Annotated in this window: 23 protein-coding genes; 5 read left to right on the top strand and 18 right to left on the bottom strand. The window is 57.0% G+C overall.

Features of this window, described 5'->3' with window-relative positions; translation table 11 throughout:
- Window positions 1-165 precede the first annotated feature (165 nt).
- Both NIZ92_RS01005 and NIZ92_RS01000 read right to left on the bottom strand, forming a co-directional pair.
- Window positions 166-1,413: a D-amino acid dehydrogenase gene (locus NIZ92_RS01005; protein WP_254002555.1), complete on the bottom strand. Its 1,248-nt coding sequence runs from the start codon at window positions 1,411-1,413 to the stop codon at window positions 166-168.
- Window positions 1,414-1,519: 106 nt separating this feature from the next.
- Complete coding sequence (locus tag NIZ92_RS01000; protein WP_026483813.1) at window positions 1,520-2,404, bottom strand: LysR family transcriptional regulator; 885 nt, start codon at window positions 2,402-2,404, stop codon at window positions 1,520-1,522.
- 147 nt (window positions 2,405-2,551) lie between these two features.
- On the opposite strand from NIZ92_RS01000, the gene NIZ92_RS00995 reads away from it, so the two are divergent.
- Window positions 2,552-3,220 (top strand): GntR family transcriptional regulator, encoded by a 669-nt coding sequence (locus NIZ92_RS00995; RefSeq protein ID WP_254002554.1) that lies wholly within the window; start codon window positions 2,552-2,554, stop codon window positions 3,218-3,220.
- Between the two features lie 232 nt (window positions 3,221-3,452).
- Here NIZ92_RS00995 and NIZ92_RS00990 read toward each other — a convergent pair whose 3' ends face one another.
- Window positions 3,453-4,409, bottom strand: coding sequence for a tripartite tricarboxylate transporter substrate binding protein (locus tag NIZ92_RS00990; protein ID WP_026483815.1), 957 nt, complete (start codon window positions 4,407-4,409; stop codon window positions 3,453-3,455).
- 356 nt (window positions 4,410-4,765) lie between these two features.
- Here NIZ92_RS00990 and NIZ92_RS00985 point away from each other — a divergent pair, with 356 nt between their 5' ends.
- The 3 genes from NIZ92_RS00985 (at window position 4,766) to NIZ92_RS00975 (ending at window position 7,866) form a co-directional block, all read left to right on the top strand.
- Complete coding sequence (locus NIZ92_RS00985) at window positions 4,766-6,382, top strand: ATP-dependent acyl-CoA ligase (RefSeq protein WP_254002553.1); 1,617 nt, start codon at window positions 4,766-4,768, stop codon at window positions 6,380-6,382.
- Window positions 6,383-6,403: 21 nt separating this feature from the next.
- Complete coding sequence (locus NIZ92_RS00980; RefSeq protein ID WP_254002552.1) at window positions 6,404-7,564, top strand: thiolase family protein; 1,161 nt, start codon at window positions 6,404-6,406, stop codon at window positions 7,562-7,564.
- A gap of 161 nt (window positions 7,565-7,725) precedes the next feature.
- Window positions 7,726-7,866 (top strand): hypothetical protein, encoded by a 141-nt coding sequence (locus NIZ92_RS00975; protein ID WP_254002551.1) that lies wholly within the window; start codon window positions 7,726-7,728, stop codon window positions 7,864-7,866.
- 896 nt (window positions 7,867-8,762) lie between these two features.
- Here the strand turns inward: NIZ92_RS00975 and NIZ92_RS00970 are convergent.
- The 3 genes from NIZ92_RS00970 to dctP form a co-directional block, all read right to left on the bottom strand.
- Window positions 8,763-10,085: a TRAP transporter large permease gene (locus NIZ92_RS00970; protein ID WP_035268605.1), complete on the bottom strand. Its 1,323-nt coding sequence runs from the start codon at window positions 10,083-10,085 to the stop codon at window positions 8,763-8,765.
- A 2-nt stretch (window positions 10,086-10,087) separates the two neighbouring features.
- The gene (locus NIZ92_RS00965; protein ID WP_035268608.1) at window positions 10,088-10,612 is read right to left on the bottom strand and encodes a TRAP transporter small permease; all 525 of its coding nucleotides are present in this window, start codon (window positions 10,610-10,612) and stop codon (window positions 10,088-10,090) included.
- A 132-nt stretch (window positions 10,613-10,744) separates the two neighbouring features.
- On the bottom strand, window positions 10,745-11,719 hold the full coding sequence (gene dctP, locus NIZ92_RS00960) for a TRAP transporter substrate-binding protein DctP (protein ID WP_035268610.1): 975 nt from the start codon (window positions 11,717-11,719) through the stop codon (window positions 10,745-10,747).
- A gap of 206 nt (window positions 11,720-11,925) precedes the next feature.
- On the opposite strand from dctP, the gene NIZ92_RS00955 reads away from it, so the two are divergent.
- Window positions 11,926-12,606, top strand: coding sequence for an HAD family phosphatase (locus tag NIZ92_RS00955; RefSeq protein WP_247966140.1), 681 nt, complete (start codon window positions 11,926-11,928; stop codon window positions 12,604-12,606).
- Window positions 12,607-12,799: 193 nt separating this feature from the next.
- On the opposite strand, the gene NIZ92_RS00950 is transcribed toward NIZ92_RS00955, so the two are convergent.
- The 12 genes from NIZ92_RS00950 to thpR all read right to left on the bottom strand — a co-directional run bounded on the left by NIZ92_RS00950 (window position 12,800) and on the right by thpR (window position 22,731).
- A complete protein-coding gene (locus tag NIZ92_RS00950) occupies window positions 12,800-13,141 on the bottom strand; it encodes a hypothetical protein (RefSeq protein WP_009460191.1) in 342 nt (113 codons plus the stop codon).
- A 4-nt stretch (window positions 13,142-13,145) separates the two neighbouring features.
- The gene (locus tag NIZ92_RS00945) at window positions 13,146-13,781 is read right to left on the bottom strand and encodes an ABC-type transport auxiliary lipoprotein family protein (RefSeq protein WP_251196999.1); all 636 of its coding nucleotides are present in this window, start codon (window positions 13,779-13,781) and stop codon (window positions 13,146-13,148) included.
- Window positions 13,778-14,695 (bottom strand): MlaD family protein, encoded by a 918-nt coding sequence (locus tag NIZ92_RS00940; protein ID WP_239054982.1) that lies wholly within the window; start codon window positions 14,693-14,695, stop codon window positions 13,778-13,780. Before NIZ92_RS00940 ends, NIZ92_RS00945 begins: the two co-directional genes overlap by 4 nt.
- Window positions 14,695-15,492, bottom strand: coding sequence for an ABC transporter ATP-binding protein (locus tag NIZ92_RS00935; RefSeq protein WP_254002550.1), 798 nt, complete (start codon window positions 15,490-15,492; stop codon window positions 14,695-14,697). Before NIZ92_RS00935 ends, NIZ92_RS00940 begins: the two co-directional genes overlap by 1 nt.
- The gene (locus NIZ92_RS00930) at window positions 15,486-16,622 is read right to left on the bottom strand and encodes an MlaE family lipid ABC transporter permease subunit (protein ID WP_009460199.1); all 1,137 of its coding nucleotides are present in this window, start codon (window positions 16,620-16,622) and stop codon (window positions 15,486-15,488) included. The genes NIZ92_RS00935 and NIZ92_RS00930 overlap by 7 nt, the downstream gene beginning before the upstream one ends.
- Before the next feature lie 64 nt (window positions 16,623-16,686).
- On the bottom strand, window positions 16,687-17,505 hold the full coding sequence (locus tag NIZ92_RS00925) for a PQQ-binding-like beta-propeller repeat protein (protein WP_254002549.1): 819 nt from the start codon (window positions 17,503-17,505) through the stop codon (window positions 16,687-16,689).
- A gap of 18 nt (window positions 17,506-17,523) precedes the next feature.
- Complete coding sequence (locus NIZ92_RS00920) at window positions 17,524-18,819, bottom strand: TRAP transporter large permease (protein ID WP_137431052.1); 1,296 nt, start codon at window positions 18,817-18,819, stop codon at window positions 17,524-17,526.
- Entirely contained in the window at window positions 18,812-19,303 is a 492-nt protein-coding gene (locus NIZ92_RS00915; protein ID WP_254002548.1) for a TRAP transporter small permease, read from the bottom strand. The genes NIZ92_RS00920 and NIZ92_RS00915 overlap by 8 nt, the downstream gene beginning before the upstream one ends.
- 15 nt (window positions 19,304-19,318) lie before the next feature.
- Window positions 19,319-20,287: a TRAP transporter substrate-binding protein gene (locus NIZ92_RS00910; protein ID WP_009460211.1), complete on the bottom strand. Its 969-nt coding sequence runs from the start codon at window positions 20,285-20,287 to the stop codon at window positions 19,319-19,321.
- A 37-nt stretch (window positions 20,288-20,324) separates the two neighbouring features.
- Entirely contained in the window at window positions 20,325-20,999 is a 675-nt protein-coding gene (locus tag NIZ92_RS00905; RefSeq protein WP_254002547.1) for a DUF4286 family protein, read from the bottom strand.
- Window positions 21,000-21,196: 197 nt separating this feature from the next.
- On the bottom strand, window positions 21,197-22,135 hold the full coding sequence (locus NIZ92_RS00900) for a LysR family transcriptional regulator (RefSeq protein ID WP_009460222.1): 939 nt from the start codon (window positions 22,133-22,135) through the stop codon (window positions 21,197-21,199).
- Window positions 22,132-22,731, bottom strand: a complete 600-nt coding sequence (gene thpR / locus NIZ92_RS00895; RefSeq protein WP_254002546.1) for an RNA 2',3'-cyclic phosphodiesterase — start codon at window positions 22,729-22,731, stop codon at window positions 22,132-22,134. The genes NIZ92_RS00900 and thpR overlap by 4 nt, the downstream gene beginning before the upstream one ends.
- Between the last annotated feature and the right edge of the window lie 37 nt (window positions 22,732-22,768).

The following is a 22,768-nucleotide window of genomic DNA, read 5'->3' as shown; positions in this document are numbered from 1 at the left end:
CAAGGGAAAACTTGCCCATCTCCATCTACTGGTACGCAATCATCGCTACTGAGTACTAGCGGCCAATTACCCAGCGCCAAACGTTCAATACCACGCCCTGCTACCGTAAACCCATGACCGGCCACGGACAATTGATTGCCACGTACCCATCATCCGCTTCAAGGTCTAAGGACGAAATGGAGCATCATCAATAGGCGAAGCCTCGCCCGTAAGGTGAGCCGCCAGAATCGCCGCGCTGCCGCAAGCCAAGGTGAAGCCCAATGCGCCGTGGCCTGCATTCACCCACAAGCGACCGGCCAGCTTGCTGGCCCCCACAACGGGCTTGCCCGAAGGCGTAGCAGGGCGCAAACCGGCCCAGGTCTGCGCCTGCTCCAGCGGCAGGCCAGGGAATAGATCCTTCACCTGTTGCTTCAAAGTTGCCATACGGGCAGCGGGAATATCCAGGCCATCAAAACCAATATCTACCATCGCTGCCATACGCAGCACTTCACCCAGACGGGCGTACACAATGCGCTGTTCGTAGTCGGTCACGCTGATAGCCGGCACGGCCTGATTCAAGCCTTCCAGAGGAAGGCTCAAGCTATAACCCTTCAAGGGGTAGATCAGGGGACGGCCACCCAGCTGACGCAGCAAAGGCACCGTGCCCATACCGCTGGCCACAACAAACTGATCCGCCTGTATCTCGCCTTCAGCGGTTTGCACCGCACGAATATCACGCCCTTCCATCACGAAGCGCTGCACCGGCGTGTTCAACTTCAACTGGTAGTCGCTATCGTTTTGCATGCGCTCATGCAAGGCCACGGAAAACAGATAAGCATCGCCCGCTTCTTCGCTAGGTGTGTATATCGCCCCCTGCAAGCGCGAGCCCAACGCCTGCAAAGAAGGTTCCAGCTCCAGCACTTGGGCTGCTTCCAGCACTTGTTGTGACGATCCCATATCCGCCTGCAATTGCGCCTGTTCACGCGCATGCTGGAACGGGCCGGGACTGCGGAACACAATCAATTTGCCATTGTTTTGATGGACAAACTCCAGATTGAAGCGCTCTTGCCAGTCGTGCAGGATATCGCGGCTCAGATAGGACAAGGTCAGCATCTGCGCGGTGGTACGGCGCACCACATCGCCTCGGCAGGCTTTCAGAAAATGCAGCAGCCAGCGCCACTGCTGCGGGCTCAACGCAGGCTTGAAGCGCAGGGGCGAGTCTTTATTCAATAACCAGCGTGGCAAATCCTTGAACACACCGGGATCGGCCAGGGGGGCCACATAGCTGTAGCTCAGTTGTCCGCCGTTGGCAAAGCTGGTCTGTCCGGCTACTTGCGAACCGGCTTCCAGTACCGTGACCTTCACCCCTTTCTGGCGCAACATGAACGCGGTGCTCATCCCAATGACACCGGCGCCGATAATACATACATGCATGGAAATACCCCCAATAACTGGCCTCTATTGTCTTGGGGGTCGCCGCAGAGCGCCAATGAATAGTTGGCGCACTCCATAACCCTGGGTTATGGAATCAGCGTTCTACTCAATCCGGAAAACGGCATTCCAGCAGAGCCTGCCGGATGTGGTCCAACACACGTTCACGCGAGCCAGAACCGGCATCGTCGTGAGCCGTCAAAATGCTGACTGGAATTGGCAAAGGCTCGGGCAGGCGGTGTATGGCAAGGCCTCGGCCCTGCATGGCACGGGCCGTAACCAGATCCACCAGAGCCTCGCCCACCTGTTGTAAAACCAGACCACAAGCCACGTAATGGGTCTGCACACGCATGAAGGGCGCAACATCGGGGACATAGCTTTGCAGCAGATCCTCCACCATCGCGCCAACGGGATCGTCAGCGTCCAAAGCGATGAAAGCACGCTCGGCCATCTCCTCCCAATGACGCAAAGGCGCAACGCCCGGCAAGGTAACGTGCACTAGTTCGGTATGGGCCAGCACCTGCTGTTGCACGCCGGAAGATTCGCCCTGATCAAAGCTCATCACCATATCCAGGTCGCGCGTTTCCAGAGCTTGCAAGAGCTCACCGCTGTGGTGTGTGCGCAGCTCGAAACTCATGGCCGGGTGAGCCCGACGACAACGGCTCAAGGCCACCGGCAATAGTTCCAAACCAAAAGCCGGGCTGCTGCCAATACGCCACAAGCCTTCATGGTGGGAGCGCAGATTACGCGCCAAGCGGCTGACGTCATCCAGATTCTGATGCAGACGCGCAACGTAGGGAGCCAGAATGCTGGCCTCACGCGTAGGGATCAGGCGGCCGCGCACACGGTCGAACAATCGAAAGCCCAGCTGCATTTCTGCAGTCGCCAACATTTTGCTGGCCGCTGGCTGAGAGATATGCAGCAGCTGCGCGGCCTGCGTCAACGAGCCGCCACGGCAAATCGCATCAAAAATTTCCACATGCCGCCACCGCATCGCTTGGCCCTCCTGCTGCGTACTGGTCTGAAAACAAGGTATTATCCTGCAACTTGGCCTGACATAAAACGCGTCAGTCCCCGGTGCTTACTTGGTATCCTATAGCCCTTTGAGTCTTTTGCCGTGCGCCAGGCGCCGGGCGAGCTTATGGCTGCCAATCCTTATAAAAAACGCGAACCCAATATCCGTGAACAAGTCTACGGCATGCTGCGCCAGGACATTGCCTTGGGCAAAATCGGTTTTGATGTGCGGCTGGTGGATAACGAAATTGCCGCCAGCCTGAATGTCTCACGCATGCCGGTGCGCGAAGCCTTGCTGCAACTGAAAAACGAAGGGGTGCTGGAAGGAACTTCGCGCGGTTTTGTATTGCGGGTCTACACCGCCCAGGATATTGAAGATATTTTCTCGGTGCGCCTGTTGCTGGAACCGCCTGCCGCCAAGCTGGCTTGCGTCAATCAAAGCAGAGTGGGCATGCAGGCCATGGAACAGGCCTTGAGCCGTATTGAAGCTACTCATCAGCAAGGCGACCCTATCGACAATATTCAGGCCAACTGGGCGTTCCGCAGCGCCTGGATCAGCATGGTGCCCAACAAGCAACTAGTCGATACGATGGCGCGCCTGCATGATCAGGCTGATCAGGCCCGGATTGCCTGCTTGCAAGACCCTCAATTCCGTCTGGAAACCATGCAACGGGCCAAGGGGATTTGTCAGGCTTTCAGCGAGCGTCAGGAAGAGCAGGCGGCCCATCTGATCATGGAAAATCTGGTCATTTGCTGCTCGGCTTACTGCCTCAAGCAGGTGGAGCTGCTGGCTTAATGATTCAGCATAAGCAGGAAGCAGCAAGGCAGGCGGTGATTGCCGCCGCCGATGCTTCCTGCTCAATCACCGGCAATATAAAACCCCGGCTGTAACCCATATACAAGGTTTAGCCCGTCAGCCCAAGCAACTGTCTAGTGTGCTGAAGACAGTGTCCCCTCTTGGCTCCGGGACAGCCCACGCACAACAAAAAAAGGCGCCGTAGCGCCTTTTTTCTTCAAGCCGTCACGTCTTAGTCCAGCGTGATTTCCAGGGCCTTGATGGTTGGTCCCATGGCCTGAGCATCGTGCTCGATCAGATCAGCAAACTCTTTGGGAGTGGAAGGCTCGATCTGGATGCCGAAGTCCACGAATTTCTTGACCACTGCATCCTCTTTCAGGACAGCCGTCAGTTGCTCGGTCAGGCGGGCCACGTCTTCATCAGGCGTACCAGCTTTGGCCGAAATACCCCACCAGATGGTGAATGCCACATTGGGGATACCGGCTTCGGCAATCGTAGGAACGTCTGGACGCAAAGGGCTGCGCTCCGTTGTCGCAGCGGCAATCGCGCGCAGGCGGCCATCTTCCAGGAAGCCACGACTGCCCGTCAGCACGTCAAAGATAAAGTCGATCTGGCCGCTGACGGCATCAATCAAAGCGGGGCCTGCGCCCTTGTAAGGCACATGCACCAAACGGGCGCCGGTTTCTTTACGCAGCATCTCGCCCAAAAGATGAGTGCCCGTACCCATACCAGGCGAACCGTATGTCAGCTCCTGCTTCTGGCCAGCTGCAACCAGATCCTGAACCGTCTTGAAGGGGCTGTCTTTATTGACCAGCAGGAACACCGGCGCCTTGGCAGCCAGCGTCATGGGGATCAGGTCGGTAGCCACGTCGTAATTCAGACGTTGGTACAGGTGGCGGTTCAAGGAGTAAGCACCGCTATCGGCCAGGAACAACACCGTACCCAAGGAGCTGGGGTTGGCGTTTTTCACCACGTTCATGGCAACCTGGGCACCCGCACCCGGGCGGTTTTCCACAATGACTTTCTGATCAAAGCGTGTGCCCATTTCCTGAGAAATCACCCGCGCCAACTGGTCAGCCGCACCGCCCGGTGGGTAAGGCACAACCAGCGTCACATTCTTGTTTTGAGCATGGGCCTGTGCACCCAACATCAGCGCACAACACGTTGCTAATTTAAGCCATACCTTCATTGTTCTATCCCCGTTGCCCCTGTGGGCTTATTCAAAGTCATTGTGAAGCACATTGGCTCAAACACGTGAGCCTGGCCTGCTTGTTGCTGATCGACTGTCGTCCATAAACCTGATCAACCGTCTTGCTGGCCATCCTGCTCCGGCCTGCAAAACGCCCCCTTTTCTGTCCTTGCTCCGCCCCTGGTTTGCGCGAAATACCACTGCCTGGTGAGCTCTGCTACTTCGGGTTTTTCCGGTGAAGGACAGGAATTTCAAAATAATATATTGCAGTATACTGTTTGCAGGATATTAGTAATTTCACCCATGCATATCGGCTTGCCGCCTTGATCGCGCGCTGGCCGGGAGACAGATAGATCATGCACGCCCATTCCATTCCTGCTTCTGAATTGCCGCTGTTTTCAATACCTGCCACGCAACGCACGGTACCCGCCCTGTTGCGCCTGCGCGCAGAGCGCATGGGTGATGCTCCGCTGTTTTCAGACCGCAACACGCACTACACCGGCCAGCAAACCTTGCAGACGGCCGCTGCCAGTGCCAGTCGATTGAGCCGCGCCGGTATCAAACGTGGCGACCGTGTTGCCTTGCTGTGCACCAACCGCCACGAATTCCTGGATATGGTTCTGGGTTGCGGCTGGCTGGGCGCGATTGTGGTGCCTATCAATACGGCCTCGCGCGGGGCGCAGTTGCAGCACATCTTGTGCAATAGCCAAGCCAGTTTGCTGGTAGTGGAAACGGATCTGACGCCGCTGCTGGCCGATGTGGACCTTGGCGCTACCGCCGTCCAGCAAGCCTGGTTGATTCAAGGCCAGGAAGCGGCACAAACACTGGCGGTGAGCACCTGCGATCTGCCTGCTTTGGGCGATTACTGCGAGCCTGCCGATATAGGCCCCGGCGATACGCTGGCCATTCTGTACACCTCCGGCACCTCGGGCCCTTCCAAAGGCGTTCAGTGCCCGCACGCCCAGTTCTACTGGTGGGGCATTTACACCGCCAGCAAGCTGGGCATGAAGCCCGATGATGTGTTGTACACCTGCCTGCCCATGTTCCACACCAATGCCTTGAACACGTTTTTCCAGGCTCTGGTCAGCGACGCCTGCATGGTGGTGGACAAGCGTTTCTCGGCCAGCCGTTTCTTCGACAATCTGTATGAAACCGGCGCCACGATTACCTATCTGCTAGGCGCAATGGTGCCTATCTTGCTGTCCAAACCTGAGACGGCGGCAGAGAAGCTGCACAAGACGCGCATTGCCCTGGGCCCAGGTGTTCCCGAGCAGTTTCATAGCCAGTTTCTGGAGCGCTGCCACATGCATCTGCTGGATGGCTTTGGCTCTACCGAAACCAACTATGTGATGGGCCGTGGCATTCAGGAACAGCGCAATGGCTATATGGGCCGCGTCTCTGAAGGCTTTGAGGCGCTGGTGGTGGATGAGAATGACAACCCCCTGCCAGACGGTGAAGTGGGGGAGCTGTTGCTGCGCGCCGATGAACCCTATGCCTTCGCGCTGGGTTACTACGGACAGCCTGACAAGACGGTGGAGACCTGGAAAAACCTGTGGTTCCACACGGGTGACCGCGTCGTGCGCGATGCGGATGGTTACTACCGCTTTGTGGACCGCCTGAAGGACATGATTCGCCGTCGTGGTGAGAACATTTCCTCCTACGAAGTCGAGCAGGCTTTGGCCAGCCATCCTGCGGTCCATACGGTTGCTGTCTATGCCGCCAAGTCCGAGCTGGCCGAAGACGAGGTCATGGCCATGATTGTGTTGCGTCCGGATTGCACGGTCAGCTGCGAGGAGCTGCTGCAGCATTGCGAGCGCCGTCTGCCCTACTTTGCGGTGCCGCGCTTTATTGAGTTTGCCCAGGTCTTGCCCACCACGGAAAATGGCAAGATTCAGAAGTTTGCCCTGCGTGATCGCGGCATTGGTCCCGACACCTGGGATAGAGAAAAAGCAGGCTATCAGGTTCGCCGCTGATGGCTGCCACAGGAATTCAATATGACGCCTAATTTCAATCTGGACACGGTGCGCCTGCTGGGCGCAACCGAGGTCGCCTACACCCGGCGTGGTCAACTTGGCACCTCCGAGCTGCTGGCCCAGGCTTTCAAACAGTCTCTTGCCGCAGCAGGTCTGAAGGCCAGCGACATTGATGGCCTGGGGGTAGCCTCCTTCACCCACGCACCGGATCGGGCTATTGATCTGGCCTGGAAGCTGGGCTTGAAGGTAGGCTGGATCATGGATGACAGCAATGGCGGCGCCAGTGGTCTGAATATTCTGCAACACGCTATTCGTGCGGTTCAGGCGGGTGATGCCCGCTGTATTGCGATTGTGGCCGGGGATCATTTTCAGGCCAAGGACTTCCAGCAACTGGTCGAAAACTATAACCAGACAACTTACGATCATTTGCGCCCTTTAGGGGCGGGCAGTCCGAATCATCGCTTTGCCATGCTGACGGCGAATCAAATGCGCAAGCTGGGTTTGGAGCGAGAGGACTACGCAGCTCTGGTGATGCGCCAGCGGCTATGGGCCAGCATGAATCCGGGTGCTGCGTATCGCAGTCCCATGAATCTGGATGAGTACTTGAATGCGCCTCAAGTGGCAGATCCTTTGACGCGGCTGGATTGTGTGCCGGTGGTGGATGGAGCCAATGCCTTGATTGTGATGCGCGCGGATCATCCGGCGGCGCAGAATCAGCCGGCGATTACGGTAAAGGCTTTACGCAGTTTTCATAATATTGATGATCAGCAAGGCGATGGCTTGAGCACGGGTTTGGCGGCTTTGGCTCCGGCTTTGTGGGCGGACTCGGGGCTGAGTCCGGCTGATATGGATGTCCTCAGTATTTATGATGACTACCCCGTCATGGTTCTGGCGCAATTGCAGGATTTGGGCTTCTTTCGGGCTGATAACGCCAAGCAGTTTATTCACGAGTCGATTGCAACGGGACGTGTGCCTTTGAATACCTCTGGCGGGCAATTGTCGGCTGGGCAGGCCGGGGCTGCTTGCAGTCTGCATGGACTGGTGGAGGTGATGCGTCAGTTGAGCGGTCAGGCGGGGGAGCGTCAGGTGGCGCAGGCCCGTTATGGTTTGGTCACGGGATACGGCATGGTGGAGTATCGCTATGGCATGTGTTCGACGGCGCTTGTTTTGGAGGCCTTGTGATGAGCCCTTCTGTATTTCGTTGTGTGCAGTGTGATCATCGGGTGTTTCCGGCGCGGTTCTTGTGTCCGAGGTGTCATGGGGATGAGTTTGAGGCGCAGACGTGTGCGTCTGGTGTGGTCACAGAACTGACGCGTAGTGCCATCTCTGGCGAGGAGCCAAGCGTGTATATGCTGGCAACGGTGACCAGCGATGCAGGGCCGGTGTTGATTGCTCGTGTGCTGGATGAAGCAGTACAGCGGAGAGATAAGGTCGCTTTGGCTTTGCGGGATGGCGGGATCTATGCTGATCCTGTGCGAGAGTAAAGGCACGTTCTCAACAGCTTTCTTTGGAATGGCTCGATTGGATGGGGTTGGGTTTAGATGCCCAGCGTGTAGAGATCGGGATGACGCAAGGCTTGGAGTCAGCAACTGTTCGACGCGATGAAGAAGGTGACTATAAGACGCTGATTGAGGGGCTGTCCCCGTGTTGGGGCTGGCAACTTGCCGGCGCTGCGCGCCGGTGCCCTGGTCAGATAATCGCTACGGGCGCACCTTGAACTCGTCCGGTGGTTTGTCCCCCGGACAAACCACAAGCGTCGGACTCAAACAGCAAGGTGCTTGCACCCCTGCGCAATTGTCTGCCTGCGGCAAGTCACCTGATCCGCCCCAACACGGGGACAGCCCCTCAATCAGCTCACAGCATCTTTTATCGGACGATTGTTGATTGGGGTTTGAATGCTTCGACTTAGTGTTCTTAACGGGATCGCTGATCGTAGAAATGATTGATCGTAGAGCTGCTTGATAAAAGGGATTACTTGGAAAGATAGGAGTAGACAGTCGCTGTCCTAGGCCCATATTTGCCAATGTCTGAGTGCGCTTTAATACATACAGGTTAAAAACGTAGCGGCTTATGCGCTTAAGCCTTAAAAGCTGACTTGAACGCTGTCGGTACGCACACAACCTGCGTCCTGCTCACCTCCAAAATCGATCTCAGCAACAGGCAGAAAGATCGTTAAAGTTCTTATGCGCCGCTCCCACATAAATCACTTTGTTGCACATAGATATGCGGCAAAAAGTGATCAACGCTATCGAGCATAAAAAAACCTCAGTTTGGCATCTGCCGAACTGAGGTTTTTTTGTTTTGGAAAGCTTTTCCAGACTCTGGCTTTCTTCGCGGGACAACATCCTTATTGTCCCGCTTTCAGACTGCCTGCTCTGTCTTAGCCGATCAGTCCTGGCAGGCCCACGGCAATCCAGGGAACGAACAAGACCAGGGCCAGGATGCCAACTTCTATGACCAGAAAAGGCACAGCGGCTCGGTAGATGTGGGGCAAACGGATGGACGGGGGTGCCACGCTTTGCATCACGATCAGCAACAGACCAAACGGTGGCGTCAGCAAGCCAATTTCCAGTGCGATCAGGATCATTACACCCAGCCAGACGGTATCCACACCAGCGGCCAGAGCCAAGGGCATGAAGAAGGGCAAGGCGATCATCATCATGGAGATTTGGTCCAGCACGGTACCGATGACCAGCAGGACCAGCAACATGCACACAACCAGTTCGAAAGGCGACAGGTTGTAGTTCTTGATCATGCCTAGGAAGCCTGCGCTAGCACCGGAGAAACTCAGCAGTTGTGCGAAGGTGGTGGACGCAGCCAGGATGAACAGGATCACAACCGAGACTTTGGCAGTTTCGATCAGGCTTTTCCACAAGGCTTTCAAGGTCAGGGCACGGTAGGCGATGGTGGCGATCACCGAAGCCACCACGCCGATCGCGGCCGATTCAGTGGGCGATGCCCAACCGGCCAGCATCGAGCCAACCACCGCAATAAAGATACCCAACAACGGCACGACGTTGAACACGAAGGGTTTCCACAAGGCCCAGCCTTTCAGGCGAGTGGCTGGATCTTCGTCGCTCATGGGTGCGTCTTGCGGACGCAGGCGGCTGCGCACGACCACATAGGCCAGAAAGCCTGCTGCCATCAACATGCCGGGCAGGATGCCGCCAATCAGTAGTCGTTCGATGGAGATGCCGGCCAGGCTACCCAGCATGACGGCCAGGGCCGAAGGCGGGATCAACATGGCAATGCCGCCTACGGCCATGATGGGGCCCATGGCCATGGTGGGGTGATAGCCGCGACGCAGCATTTCTGGCAGCATCACGCCGCCCATCATGGCGGTGTTGGCAATGGACGAACCCGACAAGGTAGCGAAGGTCGTACCGCCCAGAATACTGACGATGGACAATTTGCCCGGCACACGCGAAATCATGCGTTCGATGGAGTCGATGGCTTTGAAGGCCAATCCAGTGTGGAACAGCACCTCGCCCATCAGGACGAATAATGGGATAGGAGTTAAGGAAAAACTGCCAATAGAGGCGGTGGTGTTACGCGCCCATTGGGCCAAACCAGCCGCCTCACCCAGAAACAGCCACGCGCCCAGCAAGTTCACGGACAGGAAGGCAAAGACCACCGGTGTGCCGATGGCCATCAAGAGAAAAAGTGATCCCAGCAGCAGGATCAAGGCCATGTGCCATTCCATGCTCAGACTCCTTGCTCAACAGGACGGGAAATCAGGCGACGCAGGAATTCCAGCGCCAGCATGGATGCACCAAACAGCAAAGGCAGATTCAGCCACCACTCCGGGAACACCAGGGCTTTAAATACCATGGCTCCTTGCTCGTGAGCATCCAGAGCGACGACGGCACATTGCCAGGCCAACACACCACAAACCACCAGACCCAGCAGGTTGGAGATTAGGTCCAGCAAGCGCTGGACAGATGTGGGCAGATTGTTGAACAGCACGTCGATACGGATATGACCACCCAGGTAAAGCACCCATGGCGCTGCCACGAAGGTGGCAATGATTAGCATGTATTCGGTTACTTCCACGCTGGTGGACAGCGCGTCGTAACCCAGGTTGCGCAGCACCACGTCGGCACAAACCAGCAGGCTCATCAGCCCGAAAGTCAGCGCCGCAACGGCTCCGCAAGCGTTCATTAACAGGGCGTAAGGACGCCCCCAGGTCGTGTTGGAAGGCTGGCCTTCCGGGGCAGTTGCAGCAGACATCGCGTCTTCTCCGCAGATCAAAGTCACTGAAAGGGCGGGCATCTTGCCGCCCGTATGGCACCATCAAAAAGTGGACACTGTCCCCAAGGGCGCAATGTCCACTGTCAAAAACTACGTAATCAGCAATCTTGTTTAAGGCTGATAACCACCAAACAGTTCACGCAGTTGCGCGGCGTATTTGGGGCTGGATTTATCGATACCGGCCCAGCCTGCTTCGTAAGCCTTGGTACGCAAGGCACGAGCCACTTCAGGTTCCAGAACCAAGGCTTGCACACCGGCTTGTTCGGTGGCCGCTTTTTCATCAATTGCCATCTGGTGTTCAGTCACGTTCTGCGACTCCATCCACTCGATTTGCTTACGCATGAAGGCTTTCTGGTCTTCGTCCAGTTTTTCCCAACTCTTCTGATTCATGAAGAAACCCACTTCCACGTTGTAGAAGCCTGGCTCGACACGGTATTTGGTCTTTTCATGCCAGCCCATTTCCATCACACCCACGGAAGGCCAGCCATAGCCGTCAACCACGCCGCGTTCCAGCGCGGTGTAGACCTCGCCTGGTGGAATCTGCAGCGGCGTTGCGCCAATTTCGCGGAAGAAAGACAGGTACACGGGCACGCCACGCAGCTTGAAGCCCGACAGGTCTGCCGAGGTCACAGGCTTGTTGGTATAGATGTGGTATTGCAAACCATCTGTCGTACGAGCCAGCCAGGTGATGTTGGCTTTCTCGCGGTGAATCTTGTCCATCAACTCATAGCCGCCGTTCTGACGCAGCTCGCTCATGGGTTTTTCTGTCAGCGTCAAAGCCAATGCTTCAGGCACCAGATTGGCGTGGAATACGGCTGTGGTATTGGCAAAATCAATCACGCCAGAACGTAGCGCGTTACCTACCTCGAAAGGAGGAATGGCCTCTGGACCACCAATCACGTTGATCTGCACCAGGCCCTTGCCTTCTGCGTTGACCTTGTCCACAAACTGTTTGAAGCGCTTGGTAAAGAAGGTGTCCATCGTAAAGACAGATACCGCTTTCAGCGTTACTTCCGCTGCCTGCGCGCCAGCCATTCCCAAAGCCAGCAAGGCCGCTGCCACCACCCGAGTTGTTTTATTCACCATGACGGAACTTCCGCAGAAAGGTTTGTTATGAAATTTTAGTTTAGATATAAATATATCAATAATCAATTATTTATAAGTCGGGGTTTTCACTAAGCGCGCTACGGGCCCATAAGGTCTGGCGCCGATATTGCACCTGAATTCTGTATGCGGACGGCCTGCTGTATCATCACAGACTTCTAGTTTTGTTGGCTTAAAAGGTATTACCCATGACATTTTCCGCTGTGCTGTTTGATTGTGACGGTGTGCTGGTAGACAGCGAGCCAATCACGGTTCGTGTACTGCGGGATATGTTGCAAGAAGAAGGCTGGGTGATGACTTATGAGCAGTGCTATGACTGGTTCATTGGCAAGGCGCTACCCGACGAGCTGCCCACCGTGCGCAAGATGACAGGTAAAGATCTGGATATGGAATGGGTGATGGCCTTTCGCATGCGCCGCAACCACGCCCTAACCAATGAAGTCATGGCCATTCCCGGTATTCAGGACACGCTGGATGCGATCTTGCGCGACAAGCCCGGCATGATTGCCTGCGCGTCCGGCGCAGACCGCGCCAAATTGGTGCTGCAATTAGGCCAGACCGGCCTGCTGGATTACTTCGGCACCCATATCTATAGCGGCGCTGAAACGCCACGCAACAAGCCTTACCCGGATGTCTATCTGGCCGCCGCTCAAGGGCTGGGCGTTGACCCGCAACAATGCCTGGTCGTGGAAGACAGCGTGACTGGCGCAAGTGCAGGCTTGGCCGCCGGTGCAACCGTGCTGGGCTACTGCCCGGTTCCTGATAAGGAAGAGGAATTGCGCCGCCTGGGTGTGCGTGACACCTTCCGCCGCATGGACGAGCTACCCGCTTTGATTGCCAAGTTGGAGCAGGAACGGGTACAAGGCTGATTCATAGCCAGGCAATCGAAAAGGCGCTGTGTTTTGAGCAGTTTCAAAAGGTGGGATCTCCCTCTTTTGAAACTGCCTAAAGCACAGCGCCTTTTTTGCCGCCAGACCGTCTTAAGACTCGGTGCCGCCAATAAAAAGCCCCCTCGGGCGGCAGCAAACCGAAAAGCGTAGTGTGGGGCCTTTTTTCTGTTGCTTAGTCTTCCAGATGGAAAGTGTGCAAAATTCTATGCAGCACAGGGGCAATAATCAGACCGAAAGTCGCGGCCAGTACCAGACTGATATACGCGCCATAAATGGCAAAGAATACCTTGCCAGCCCACGTTTCAGGCAAGGCCATCGGCCCCAGCCCACCGACCATCATGGCGGCATTCAAGGCCGCATCGTGCCAGTGCACATTCTCTTCAAACCACATATGGCCCAATGCACCCAGCATCAGAGAAAAGGCCACAAAAACAATACCGATAAGGGCATGCGCCAACAGGCGCTTGGCAAATTGCCACCCCGTAATCAGGGGCTCATCACGTGACTCATACATGTCATTAAAGAGTATTAGCCTGGACCGTTAAAGAAGCTAACCATTGGCTGACCTGCAAGGACAAGGCATCTGTGGCCTGCCCAAATGCTTCAACCACCTGTGGCACGGCCGTGCCGACAACATCCTGTTGAGCGACAAAGCGACGGGTCTGAATCAACTGGCCCGAGCGCTGATCGCGTACTAGCGCATCAAACTGAATCCGTACCCGTGGGGCGCCCTGAATATACTCGACCTGGAATGCTCCCAGCGTCCCGCCCACTTCCACATCAGCAATGACAGATTCGGTATCCAGCACCACCGCCCGGAACTGAGCCGAGTCACGCAAGGCATCGGCCAGTCGATTACGCAACAAGGCGGGCACATCGTCACCCCAGCGTACGCCTTTGTAGGCACTTAGCTCGTTACCTTGAGGCAGAACCGTAATGCGCGAGCTGGCCAGCAGGCGCTCGGCGTGGGGCCGGTTCACCTGAATAATCAGACTCTTGTGCGAAGCGGGCGCTTGCTGGGCCTTCAAACTGATAGCGGGAAGCTGATAATACGTCAGGGATTCGGCCTGAGGCAGGACCGAGCAGGCGGTGGACAAGACGGCCAGACCGACTAGCGATACCTGCAAGAAACGACGCACAACAGTGGGCATCATGGTGTGAACTCCTGTAATTTGTCGCGACCCAAAAGGTAGCCGGCTGGATTATCTTCCAGACGGGAGGTGACGGCACGGAAACCGGCCAGCACCTGACGCAATTCACGCAAGGCGGGTTCGATCTCGGTCAGACCCTGAGCACCCCGGCCAATAGCGGCCGAATTCTGCTCCAACAGCTTGTTCAAGCTTTGTGTGGCACGGCTGAAATCCTCCATGGATTTCTGGATGGCATTCATGGCTTGCGTACCCTGACGGTCTACCAGACCTTGTGTAGACGACAGCAGGGTGGTGGCTTGCTGGCTGGCCTGGGACAACTCCTTGACCAGGGATGGCACGCCTTCGCTAGCGGTCGAGAGCTGGCCCATCAAGGCTTCCAGCTTTTGCAAACTGGCGGACAGGGACTTGGAGTTCTCGGACGACAAGAAGGTATTGGCGTTCTCCAGCAGCTTGGAAATTTGCGTCATCAACTCTTCACCACCGGCCATCAACTGGGCCAGAGGGGAAGGCGAAGCCACAATCATGGGCAGGCTATCGCCGGTGGCTTCCAGCAAGGGGCTGTTCGGTGTCCCCCCGCTAAGTTCGATCACGGATTGGCCGGTAATGCCAGCCAGTGCCAGGCGAGCCTGGGTATCTTCGTGAATAGGGATGGCGGCCTGAATTGACACTTGCGCACGCACACGCTGCAAGTCGTTCGGGTCCAGGCGCAGCGAGCGTACCTCACCAACCCGCAGGCCGTTGTACTGCACGGCGCTGCCACGAGACAGACCACGCACACCTTCCAGAAAGACAATATCGTAATCGCGGGTCTCGGCATCTTGCCCCGCCTTGGCCAGCCAAAGCGAGAACAGGACAGCAGCCACAGCCACTACCAAGGTAAAGACCCCGATCAATACATGATGGGCACGCGGTTCCATTAACTATGCTCCTGACGACGGTTTTGGGCCTGTTCGGCGGCCCGTCCCCGTGGACCGTGGAAATACTCCCGGATCCAGTCGTTATCAACTTGCTCTACGCGCGCCAATATGTCGTTAACCAGCACACGCTTTTGCGCCAGCACGGCCACTCGATCACAAATGGTGTAGAGCGTATCCAGATCGTGTGTAACCAGAAACACGGTCAATCCCAGCGCATCGCGCAAGGTCAAAATAAGCTGGTCAAAATCCCCCGCACCGACCGGGTCCAGCCCGGCAGTGGGTTCGTCCAGAAACAGAATTTCCGGGTCCAGCGCCAGAGCACGTGCCAGAGCGGCACGCTTGATCATGCCACCGGACAGCTCTGCCGGATATTTGGTGGCCGCGTTGGCCGGCAAACCCGCCAGAGACATTTTCATGGCGGCGATATGTTCTGCAGAAGACCGGGACAAGCCAATATGCTCGATCAGGGGCATGGCAATGTTTTCCACCACCGTCAGCGAGGAGAATAAAGCCCCTTGCTGGAACAGCACGCCTAAACGACGCTCCAGCCGCGAACGGGCTTCGGGTGACAGCGTGCCTATTTCCTGATCAAAAATGCGTACTGTACCGCCAGTAGGTGGGCGCAATCCCAGAATGGAGCGCAGCAGCACGGACTTGCCCGTGCCGGAGCCGCCCACCACACCCACGATTTCACCAGGATACACATCCATATCCAGATGCTCGTGCACAACGTGATCGCCAAAGCGATTGTCCAGGTCACGTACTTGAATAATGGGACGAGCGGTGGCCTCTACCATCCCATCTCCATGAAGAACAGCGCTGCCAGCGCATCAATCAGGATCACGATAAAGATGGACTGCACCACCGCCGAGGTCGTGTGTTCACCCACGGACTGTGCGCTACCGGTCACCTTGAAGCCTTCCTGACAACCGATGACGGCAATCAAAAAGGCAAAGATCGGGGCCTTGGCCATACCCAGCACAAAGTGCCGCAAATCAATATCCTGATTGAAGATATTGATGAACATGGTGGGTGAAATATCCAGAATCAGGGCGCAGACCAGCCCACCGCCAAAGATCCCGGCCACCATACCCACAAAGGTCAAAATAGGCATGGCCAGCAACATGGCCAGTACACGCGGAATGACCAGAATCAGCATGGGATTCAAGCCCTGGGCGCGCAAAGCGTCGATTTCCTCGTTCGCTTTCATGGAGCCGATCTGCGCGGTAAAGGCACTGGCGGTGCGGCCTGCCATCAGGATGGCGGTCAAGAGCACTGCAAATTCACGCAAAAAGGAAAAGCCGACCAGGTTTACGGTGTAAATGGTGGCACCAAAGTCCGCCAACACCGTCGCCCCCAGAAACGCAATCACCGCGCCCACCAGAAAAGTCAGCAAGGCCACAATAGGGACGGCGTTAAAGGCCGTCTCTTCCAGCTGCGCCACGATCGACGTAACGCGCCACTGGCTGGGCCGCAGCATGTTCAGAATCAGGGTTTCCAGCGTCAGGCCGATAAAGCCCAACAGCTCGCGCACATTGCGCGAAATATGGACCATGGACAGGCCCACGCGCTCGAACAAATCTGTAATGCCCCAACGCGCCGGAACCAACTGCTCATGGTCCATGCGGCTCATCGCCTTGGCAACGGTTTGCAATAGTTGATGGCGCTCTTTGGACAAGCCTTGCGCACTGTCCAGCGCCGCCTGCACACGCTCGGCACCCAGCCATTCGCACAGAACTTGAGCTCCCGTGGTGTCCAAGGACTTCAGTTCGCTGAAATCCAAAGACCAACGGCCCTGCTTGTCACTGAGCGAGCGCAAACTGCTTTGCAGCGCTTCGTAGTGACGCAAGGACCAATCGCCTAGCAATTGCAGCTGGCCGGAGGAATCTGTACGAACATACAGAGGCACGGACGTATTCATGCGCATAGTCTAATGGATTTGCTCTGAGAGCTTCCATAGCGCCGGCTACTTTTTCATGCTTTGTGGACAATTAAGCAGGCTGTAAGCAGGTCAAACAATCCGGCAACATTTCCGCTATATAAATGCGCCCATCCAAACCGGCGGACAGGCCGTGCCCGTACACGCCTTGTACCCGGCAACGTCCCACCAAGGTGCCCGAATCCGGGTCGAACAAGGACAGGCTGGCCGTTTGATCACTAACTAACACCGCACCGTCTGTTTGCACAGCTACCGCCATGGGCTTGTGCATGGGACGCAGCTCGCCCAGATAACGGCCTTGCCCATCCAGATGCTGGACACGGTTGTTCTCCCGGTCAGCCACCCAGACCGAGCCGTCGGCGGCACAGGCCAGCATATGGGGGGTGCTGAACTGCAAGGGGCCAGAGCCCGGCGCGCCTAATGCCGCCAGCCATTGGCGTTGCGGGTCAAAGCGATGGACCACCGTATTGCCGTAGCCATCGGTGACCCATAAGCCCCCGTCGGCGCACTCGACCGCATGCGTGGGATGGTTGAAAGGCTCTTGCCAGCGAGGCTGCTCGGGTTTGCCCAAACGCCATTGCTCATTGCCTTGGGCGTCCAGCGCCAGAACCTGATGCCCGTCCAGATCCGTGATCAGCACCCCGCCTTGCGGCCGGGCGCTGATATGGTGCGGACACAGGATTTCCTCCAGGGACCAGCGCGCCGACACCTGCCCATCCGGACCAAGCACCAGCACGCAGGCCGGGCGACGCAGCAAGGCCGCGATGCGCCCATCAGCCAGCACCGCCACACTGGTGATGCTGCTGATGTCCGCCTGAGTCCAGGCGCGCTCTACCTTGTAGCGCTGAGAACCCAGAGTTACGTAAGCCATTGCCATCTCCCATCCCCCTTACATGGCGTTGGGCAAGACCATGACGATTTGCGGGAATATCGTCACAATCACCGTGGCCAGAACCAGCACCAGGAAGAAGGGGAAGGCCATGCGCACCAGCTCGAACAAGTTGCGCCCGGTAATGCCCTGAATCACGAACAAGTTAAAGCCGATAGGCGGGGTGATCTGCGCCATCTCCACTGTCAAGATCAGGTAAATACCAAACCAGATTGGATCAATACCCGCAGCGATCACGGCAGGCAGCAAGACCGATGTGGTCAAGACCACAATCGAGATGCCATCCAGGAATGCCCCCAGAATGATGAAGAACACCGTCAGCACTGCAATCAGCGCGTACTGGCTCAGACCCAGGGAGCCGATCCAGGCGGCCAGATTCGCAGGCAGTCCGGTAAAGCTCATGGCACTGGTCAGGTAAGCGGCGCCGATCAGGATGAAAGAAATCATGCAGGAGGTCCGTGCCGCCCCCAGCAAACTCTCCACAAAATTCTTCCAGTTAAGCGATCGTCCAAACGCAGCGATGACCAAAGAGCCGATCACACCCAGCACCGCGGCTTCGGTGGCGGTGGCGATACCGCCGTAGATAGAGCCGATCACCGCCATAATCAGCAGCACCACGGGCAAGAGCAAGCGCAGACGGCGAATTTTCTCGCCCCAGGTCAAGGTTTCGACATCAGCAGGCACACGGTCCGGGTGACGCAAGGACCAGATCGCGATGTACAGCGAGAACAGGCACATCAGCATGATGCCGGGCAGCACCCCCGCCACAAACAGGCGAATGATGGAAACCTGAGCAGCAACGGCATACACAATCATCACAATGGACGGTGGAATCAGCAGGCCCAAGGTCCCTGCTCCGGCCAGGGAGCCAATGCTGATGCTGTCGTCATAGCCACGCGCTTTCAGCTCAGGCAAGGAGATGCGCCCGATGGTCGCCGCCGTTGCCGCCGAGGAACCACTGACCGCGGCAAAGATACCGCAACCAAACGTGTTCACGTGCACCAGTCGCCCAGGCAAACGCTGTACCCAAGGCCCCAGGCCGCTGAACATATCTTCAGCCAACCGCGTTCGATACAGAATTTCCCCCATCCAGATAAACAGGGGCAAGGCCGTCAAGGCCCAACTGGCCGAAGAGTCCCAGGCCTTGGTGGCAAAAATAATGCCTGCAGGCGCGTCGGCATACAGAAAGATAGACAAAATACCGCAAGCGATCAGAACCAGCGCCACCCACACACCACTGGCCAGCAAGGCAAGCAGAACCACAAACAGCACTATTGCCTGAGATAAATCAGCCATGTTCAGTTGCCTCCAGTGTTTGACCTTGCGCCGCGTGCAGCAAGCGCCGCAACAGCATCAGGGTCAACAATCCCAGACCAATCGGCATACCCAGTTGCGGAATCCACAGCGGTACCGCCACCATGCCCTGTGCCACTTCCTTGTAGATAAAGGACTCATAAACAAAATGAGCCGTCTCCCAAGTGCACCAGGCGGCCAGCACCAGACCAATCGTGGTGGCCAGCAGCTCGTACGGGCGATGGAAACGCTCGGGAATCACCTGCAGCAAAAGCGTGACGCGGATATGATCCCCGCGCAACATGGCATAAGGCAGTGCCAGGAAAATAGACGCCGCCATAAACCAGCCCGCAAAGTCATCCGAGGCGGGTATTTGCATGGAAAACAGGCGCGCCACAATCTGCGCAGTCACCACAACCCCGATCAAACACAGGAAGAATGCGGCCAGTGCGCCGCAGACTCTGGCCATACGCTCCAGAACGATCATGGACGCACCCCTTGCTTATGGTTGACGGTAAGCGTCAAGCAACTTCTGACCATCTGCACCGGCTTTCTTCAGCCACTCTTCGGTCATGGTTTGGCCAATCGCGTGCATTTCGCTGGACAGTTTTTCGCTGAGATTACCCACTACCATGCCTTTATCCGCCATGGTTTGCGTCAGCTTGGACGTTTGCTCGCGCGACATGGCCCAACCCCGTTCCTCGGCACGTGCACCCGCATCCAGCACGGCTTTTTGCACAGTTTCAGGCAGGCGCTGGAAGGCACGCTTGTTGATGATCACAAAGCTTTGTGGAATGAAGACCTGGGCGTCGTAGTAATACTTCACGTAGTCCCAAGCCTGCGAATCCACCCCGGTTGCGGGCGAAGTCAGCATGGCATCAATAATGCCGGTAGAAAACGCCTGAGGCACTTCGGGTGTTTGCACCGTGGTGGGCACTGCTCCCATCAAGGAAACCAGGCGGCTGGTAGCGGGGCTGTAGGCACGGAAACGGACACCGGCCAGATCAGACAGCTGTTCCACCGGCTTTTTGGTGTAAATGCCTTGCGGTGGCCAGGGCGAACCATAAACCAGGACGATGCCCTGCTTGTCCAGACGCTCGGCCAGGAAGGGGCGAGTGGCTTTCCACAGTTTTTCCGACTGATCGAAGGACGAGGCCAGGAACGGCACACTATCGACCTCGAACAAAGGGTCTTCATTGCCAATGGCCGCCACCAGCATTTCACCAGCCTGCACCACACCTTGCTGTACACCGCGCTTGACCTCGGGGCGCTTGAGCAGCACCGAGTTCGACTGCACGTTGATATTCAGTTCCCCGTTGGTTGCCGCCTTGATGTCGGCCGCAAACTCACGCGCGTTTTGCGTCAGGAAGTTGTTATCAGGCTGCTCGGTACTCATGTTCCAGTTGGTCGCCGCCTGCGCGGTGCCAGCCAGCGCCAGAACGCAAGCCATGGAAAGTAGTTTTTTGATCATGATGTCGCTTCTCCCAAGAATTGAGGTGATGGCCGCCTTATGAGCGGCTTGCATTCAGATCCCGTGACTGCAGATCCCACAACAAAGAAAACTCGGATACATCGTTGGTCGCCACCCCCAGATCCTGCTGCAAACGGGCAGCCAGGGTACGAGCAGCATTCAAGGTGGTCAGATCCGCCACCAGGTAGGGGTCCAGGCTGCGCTGCTGCGTATCCTCGGACGGCAAAGGGGTCGAAAGCTCTGGGTCTGGCGTCAGCACACGCAAGGCCAGCAGGCCATCGGTTTGCTTCAGATAGGCTGAACTCTGAGCTGCCAGCACATCCAGTTGTGCTGCCTCCGGCAAACGCACCAGCAAGACCACGGCCCCGGTGCCAACCCCTCCCAGCAAGGACACCACCATCACGCGCCGCTGGGTATTGCTCATGCGGGCAAAGTTGGTATTGGACCAATCCGTTTGCTGTTCAAAGGCCTTCTTGTATTCTGCCGTCCCAAAAACCCGCAGGGACTCGGTGCGATACAAGGCCAGATACTTGCGCCCGGCGCCTTGGCGCACATAACGGCGCGACCATTGAAAACCCGGTATGGCAGCGCGTTCAGCCATGTGCTCGCGCTCATACCATTGATTGAAATCCTGCTCATGCTCTGGGGCGATGTCTGTCCAGATGAACAGTTCCCCCGGCGCATCACGATCAGTGCGAAAAGTAGCAGACACGACAGCCCTCCCGAATCAAGGTCATTGCACACTCTTTGTGGGAGTGTCCAACGGCTGCTAAGCAGATTCCAAACGGTTTATTTCAGCCTGGGGCAATAAGAAAAAGCGATCAGATCAAGCGAATGGCGCGGTATATAGATTATCAAGCAAGCCCACGCTCAGTACACATGCGCAGGCAAGGGGAAAACCCTCAAAGGCTAAATCGCGAAGACACGCGTGTCTGGCGGGGGTAAAGCCAGGCCAGGATGCTGGGCAGCAAAATGGTGCATGCGCTCCAGCGCCACGCCAATCACCGCTTGAGCAGTCTGCGTTAAAGGGTCGGGCCGCCAACTGGCGACCAGGCGCAAATCAGGCAAGGCATGTTCGCAAACAATTTCCTGGTACAGACCGCTATCCAGCTGACGGCTGACTGCCGCCAGGGGCAAGGTGGCAATGCAAGGCTGGGCTTCGATCAATTGCGTGCTGGCGGCAATTGAAGAAACGTAGTGAATCCGGGCCTGATCCACAGGCAAGGGCTCAAGCAGCTGCACCAAGGCCAGATGCGGCTGGGAACCACGAGGGAAGGTCACCAAAGGCCAGCGTTGCACCAGCTCCTGTAAACCGCTGCGTACCGGCATGGACTCATCGGCCATGCATACCCAGCCCATGCGCATGGAGCCCATGGGCAAGTTGCGTATGCCGTCCCCCATGATGGGGTCGGTCTGCAAGGCCACATCAATGGTGCCGCGCTTGAGCAAGTCATGAAGGCGCAAGGTGGACTCGGCGGTCAGCTCAATTTCCAGCTCGGGATAGAGCGCATGCAACTGACGAATCAAATCCTTGAACCAGGTATGCACAATGGACTCGACCACGCCCAGGCGCACCCGTCCACTCAAGCGGCTGGAGCCTGCCAGAGCTTCACGCAAATCATGTTCCATGCCCAGCATCTGCTCGGCGTACTGCATCAATTTTCGACCTGCCGGAGTCAGGCGTAGATCGCGGTGGCCCCGCTCGAACAGGGTTTTCTGGAACTCGGCTTCCAGGGCTGCAATCCGCCCCGACACGGCGGCTTGTGTCAGATGCTGCTTGTTCGCTGCCGCACGGAAACTGCCCAAACGGGCAATCCAGATAAAGGTTTCTAAAAAGCGGATATTCATGTACCTGTCCTTTCAGGCTTCATCAGGGCGGCCAGATGATATTGGCTACGCAGCTCTGCGGGAACGGACACGATCAGACCGGCACCATCACCCACAAAGGCCTGCGTGGGCAAAGCATGGCAATGGGACTGACCGGCGGCAATCCGCGCATGGCGCAGCAAGGACACATGCGGGCGAAAACGACGCGGCGGCTGCGTCCAGCCTAAAGCAGTCAGCTTGGCCCAGATCTCATCATGCCACTGCTGCAAGGCCGCCATTGCCTGAGTTTGCGACTCGTCCGGCCCGGCCCACACTACCCTTGGTTTCTCGAATACATCCCGTATGGTCAGATCCAGCTTGATCTGCGGCACCGTCCATTGCGCCATCTGTGTCGCCAAAGTCTGCAGATCCGACACACGGCTGCCGTCCAGAAACGCCAGGGTCAAGTGAAAGTGATCAGGCTGCATCATCCGCCCGCCGTAAATCGCATGCGCGTGCAGCGCCTGCTCCGCCAGCCAGGCGCGGGTTTGCGCGTCTGGCCACCAGCCGATGAAAGCGCGAAAAACGTGTTCGGCACCTGACTGCTTCAGGTCCAGAATGGGCAAGGGAATCGTCATCAGCAAACCCTCAAACAAGGCAGATCAGAAAGCGGGG

Origin of the sequence: Alcaligenes sp. 1735tsa3, assembly GCF_024134565.1 — a bacterium.
Classification (GTDB): Bacteria; Pseudomonadota; Gammaproteobacteria; order Burkholderiales; family Burkholderiaceae_B; genus Alcaligenes; species Alcaligenes phenolicus.
Note: the sequence above shows the minus strand (reverse complement) of the source record. Positions and strands in the feature narration are given on the sequence as shown.

Excerpts from the sequence above, each read along its gene's own strand:
- NIZ92_RS00955 (WP_247966140.1), top strand. The coding sequence starts at position 11,926 with ATGACATTTTCCGCTGTGCTGTTTGATTGTGACGGTGTGCTGGTAGAC.
- NIZ92_RS00990 (WP_026483815.1), bottom strand. The coding sequence starts at position 4,409 with ATGAAGGTATGGCTTAAATTAGCAACGTGTTGTGCGCTGATGTTGGGT.
- dctP (WP_035268610.1), bottom strand. The coding sequence starts at position 11,719 with ATGGTGAATAAAACAACTCGGGTGGTGGCAGCGGCCTTGCTGGCTTTG.
- thpR (WP_254002546.1), bottom strand. The coding sequence starts at position 22,731 with ATGACGATTCCCTTGCCCATTCTGGACCTGAAGCAGTCAGGTGCCGAA.
- NIZ92_RS00910 (WP_009460211.1), bottom strand. The coding sequence starts at position 20,287 with ATGATCAAAAAACTACTTTCCATGGCTTGCGTTCTGGCGCTGGCTGGC.
- NIZ92_RS00915 (WP_254002548.1), bottom strand. The coding sequence starts at position 19,303 with ATGATCGTTCTGGAGCGTATGGCCAGAGTCTGCGGCGCACTGGCCGCA.
- NIZ92_RS00925 (WP_254002549.1), bottom strand. The coding sequence starts at position 17,505 with ATGGCTTACGTAACTCTGGGTTCTCAGCGCTACAAGGTAGAGCGCGCC.
- NIZ92_RS00970 (WP_035268605.1), bottom strand. The coding sequence starts at position 10,085 with ATGGAATGGCACATGGCCTTGATCCTGCTGCTGGGATCACTTTTTCTC.
- NIZ92_RS00935 (WP_254002550.1), bottom strand. The coding sequence starts at position 15,492 with ATGGTAGAGGCCACCGCTCGTCCCATTATTCAAGTACGTGACCTGGAC.
- NIZ92_RS00945 (WP_251196999.1), bottom strand. The coding sequence starts at position 13,781 with ATGATGCCCACTGTTGTGCGTCGTTTCTTGCAGGTATCGCTAGTCGGT.
- NIZ92_RS00950 (WP_009460191.1), bottom strand. The coding sequence starts at position 13,141 with ATGTATGAGTCACGTGATGAGCCCCTGATTACGGGGTGGCAATTTGCC.
- NIZ92_RS01005 (WP_254002555.1), bottom strand. The coding sequence starts at position 1,413 with ATGCATGTATGTATTATCGGCGCCGGTGTCATTGGGATGAGCACCGCG.
- NIZ92_RS00920 (WP_137431052.1), bottom strand. The coding sequence starts at position 18,819 with ATGGCTGATTTATCTCAGGCAATAGTGCTGTTTGTGGTTCTGCTTGCC.
- NIZ92_RS00930 (WP_009460199.1), bottom strand. The coding sequence starts at position 16,622 with ATGCGCATGAATACGTCCGTGCCTCTGTATGTTCGTACAGATTCCTCC.
- NIZ92_RS00985 (WP_254002553.1), top strand. The coding sequence starts at position 4,766 with ATGCACGCCCATTCCATTCCTGCTTCTGAATTGCCGCTGTTTTCAATA.
- NIZ92_RS00980 (WP_254002552.1), top strand. The coding sequence starts at position 6,404 with ATGACGCCTAATTTCAATCTGGACACGGTGCGCCTGCTGGGCGCAACC.
- NIZ92_RS00900 (WP_009460222.1), bottom strand. The coding sequence starts at position 22,135 with ATGAATATCCGCTTTTTAGAAACCTTTATCTGGATTGCCCGTTTGGGC.
- NIZ92_RS00965 (WP_035268608.1), bottom strand. The coding sequence starts at position 10,612 with ATGTCTGCTGCAACTGCCCCGGAAGGCCAGCCTTCCAACACGACCTGG.
- NIZ92_RS01000 (WP_026483813.1), bottom strand. The coding sequence starts at position 2,404 with ATGCGGTGGCGGCATGTGGAAATTTTTGATGCGATTTGCCGTGGCGGC.
- NIZ92_RS00995 (WP_254002554.1), top strand. The coding sequence starts at position 2,552 with ATGGCTGCCAATCCTTATAAAAAACGCGAACCCAATATCCGTGAACAA.
- NIZ92_RS00940 (WP_239054982.1), bottom strand. The coding sequence starts at position 14,695 with ATGGAACCGCGTGCCCATCATGTATTGATCGGGGTCTTTACCTTGGTA.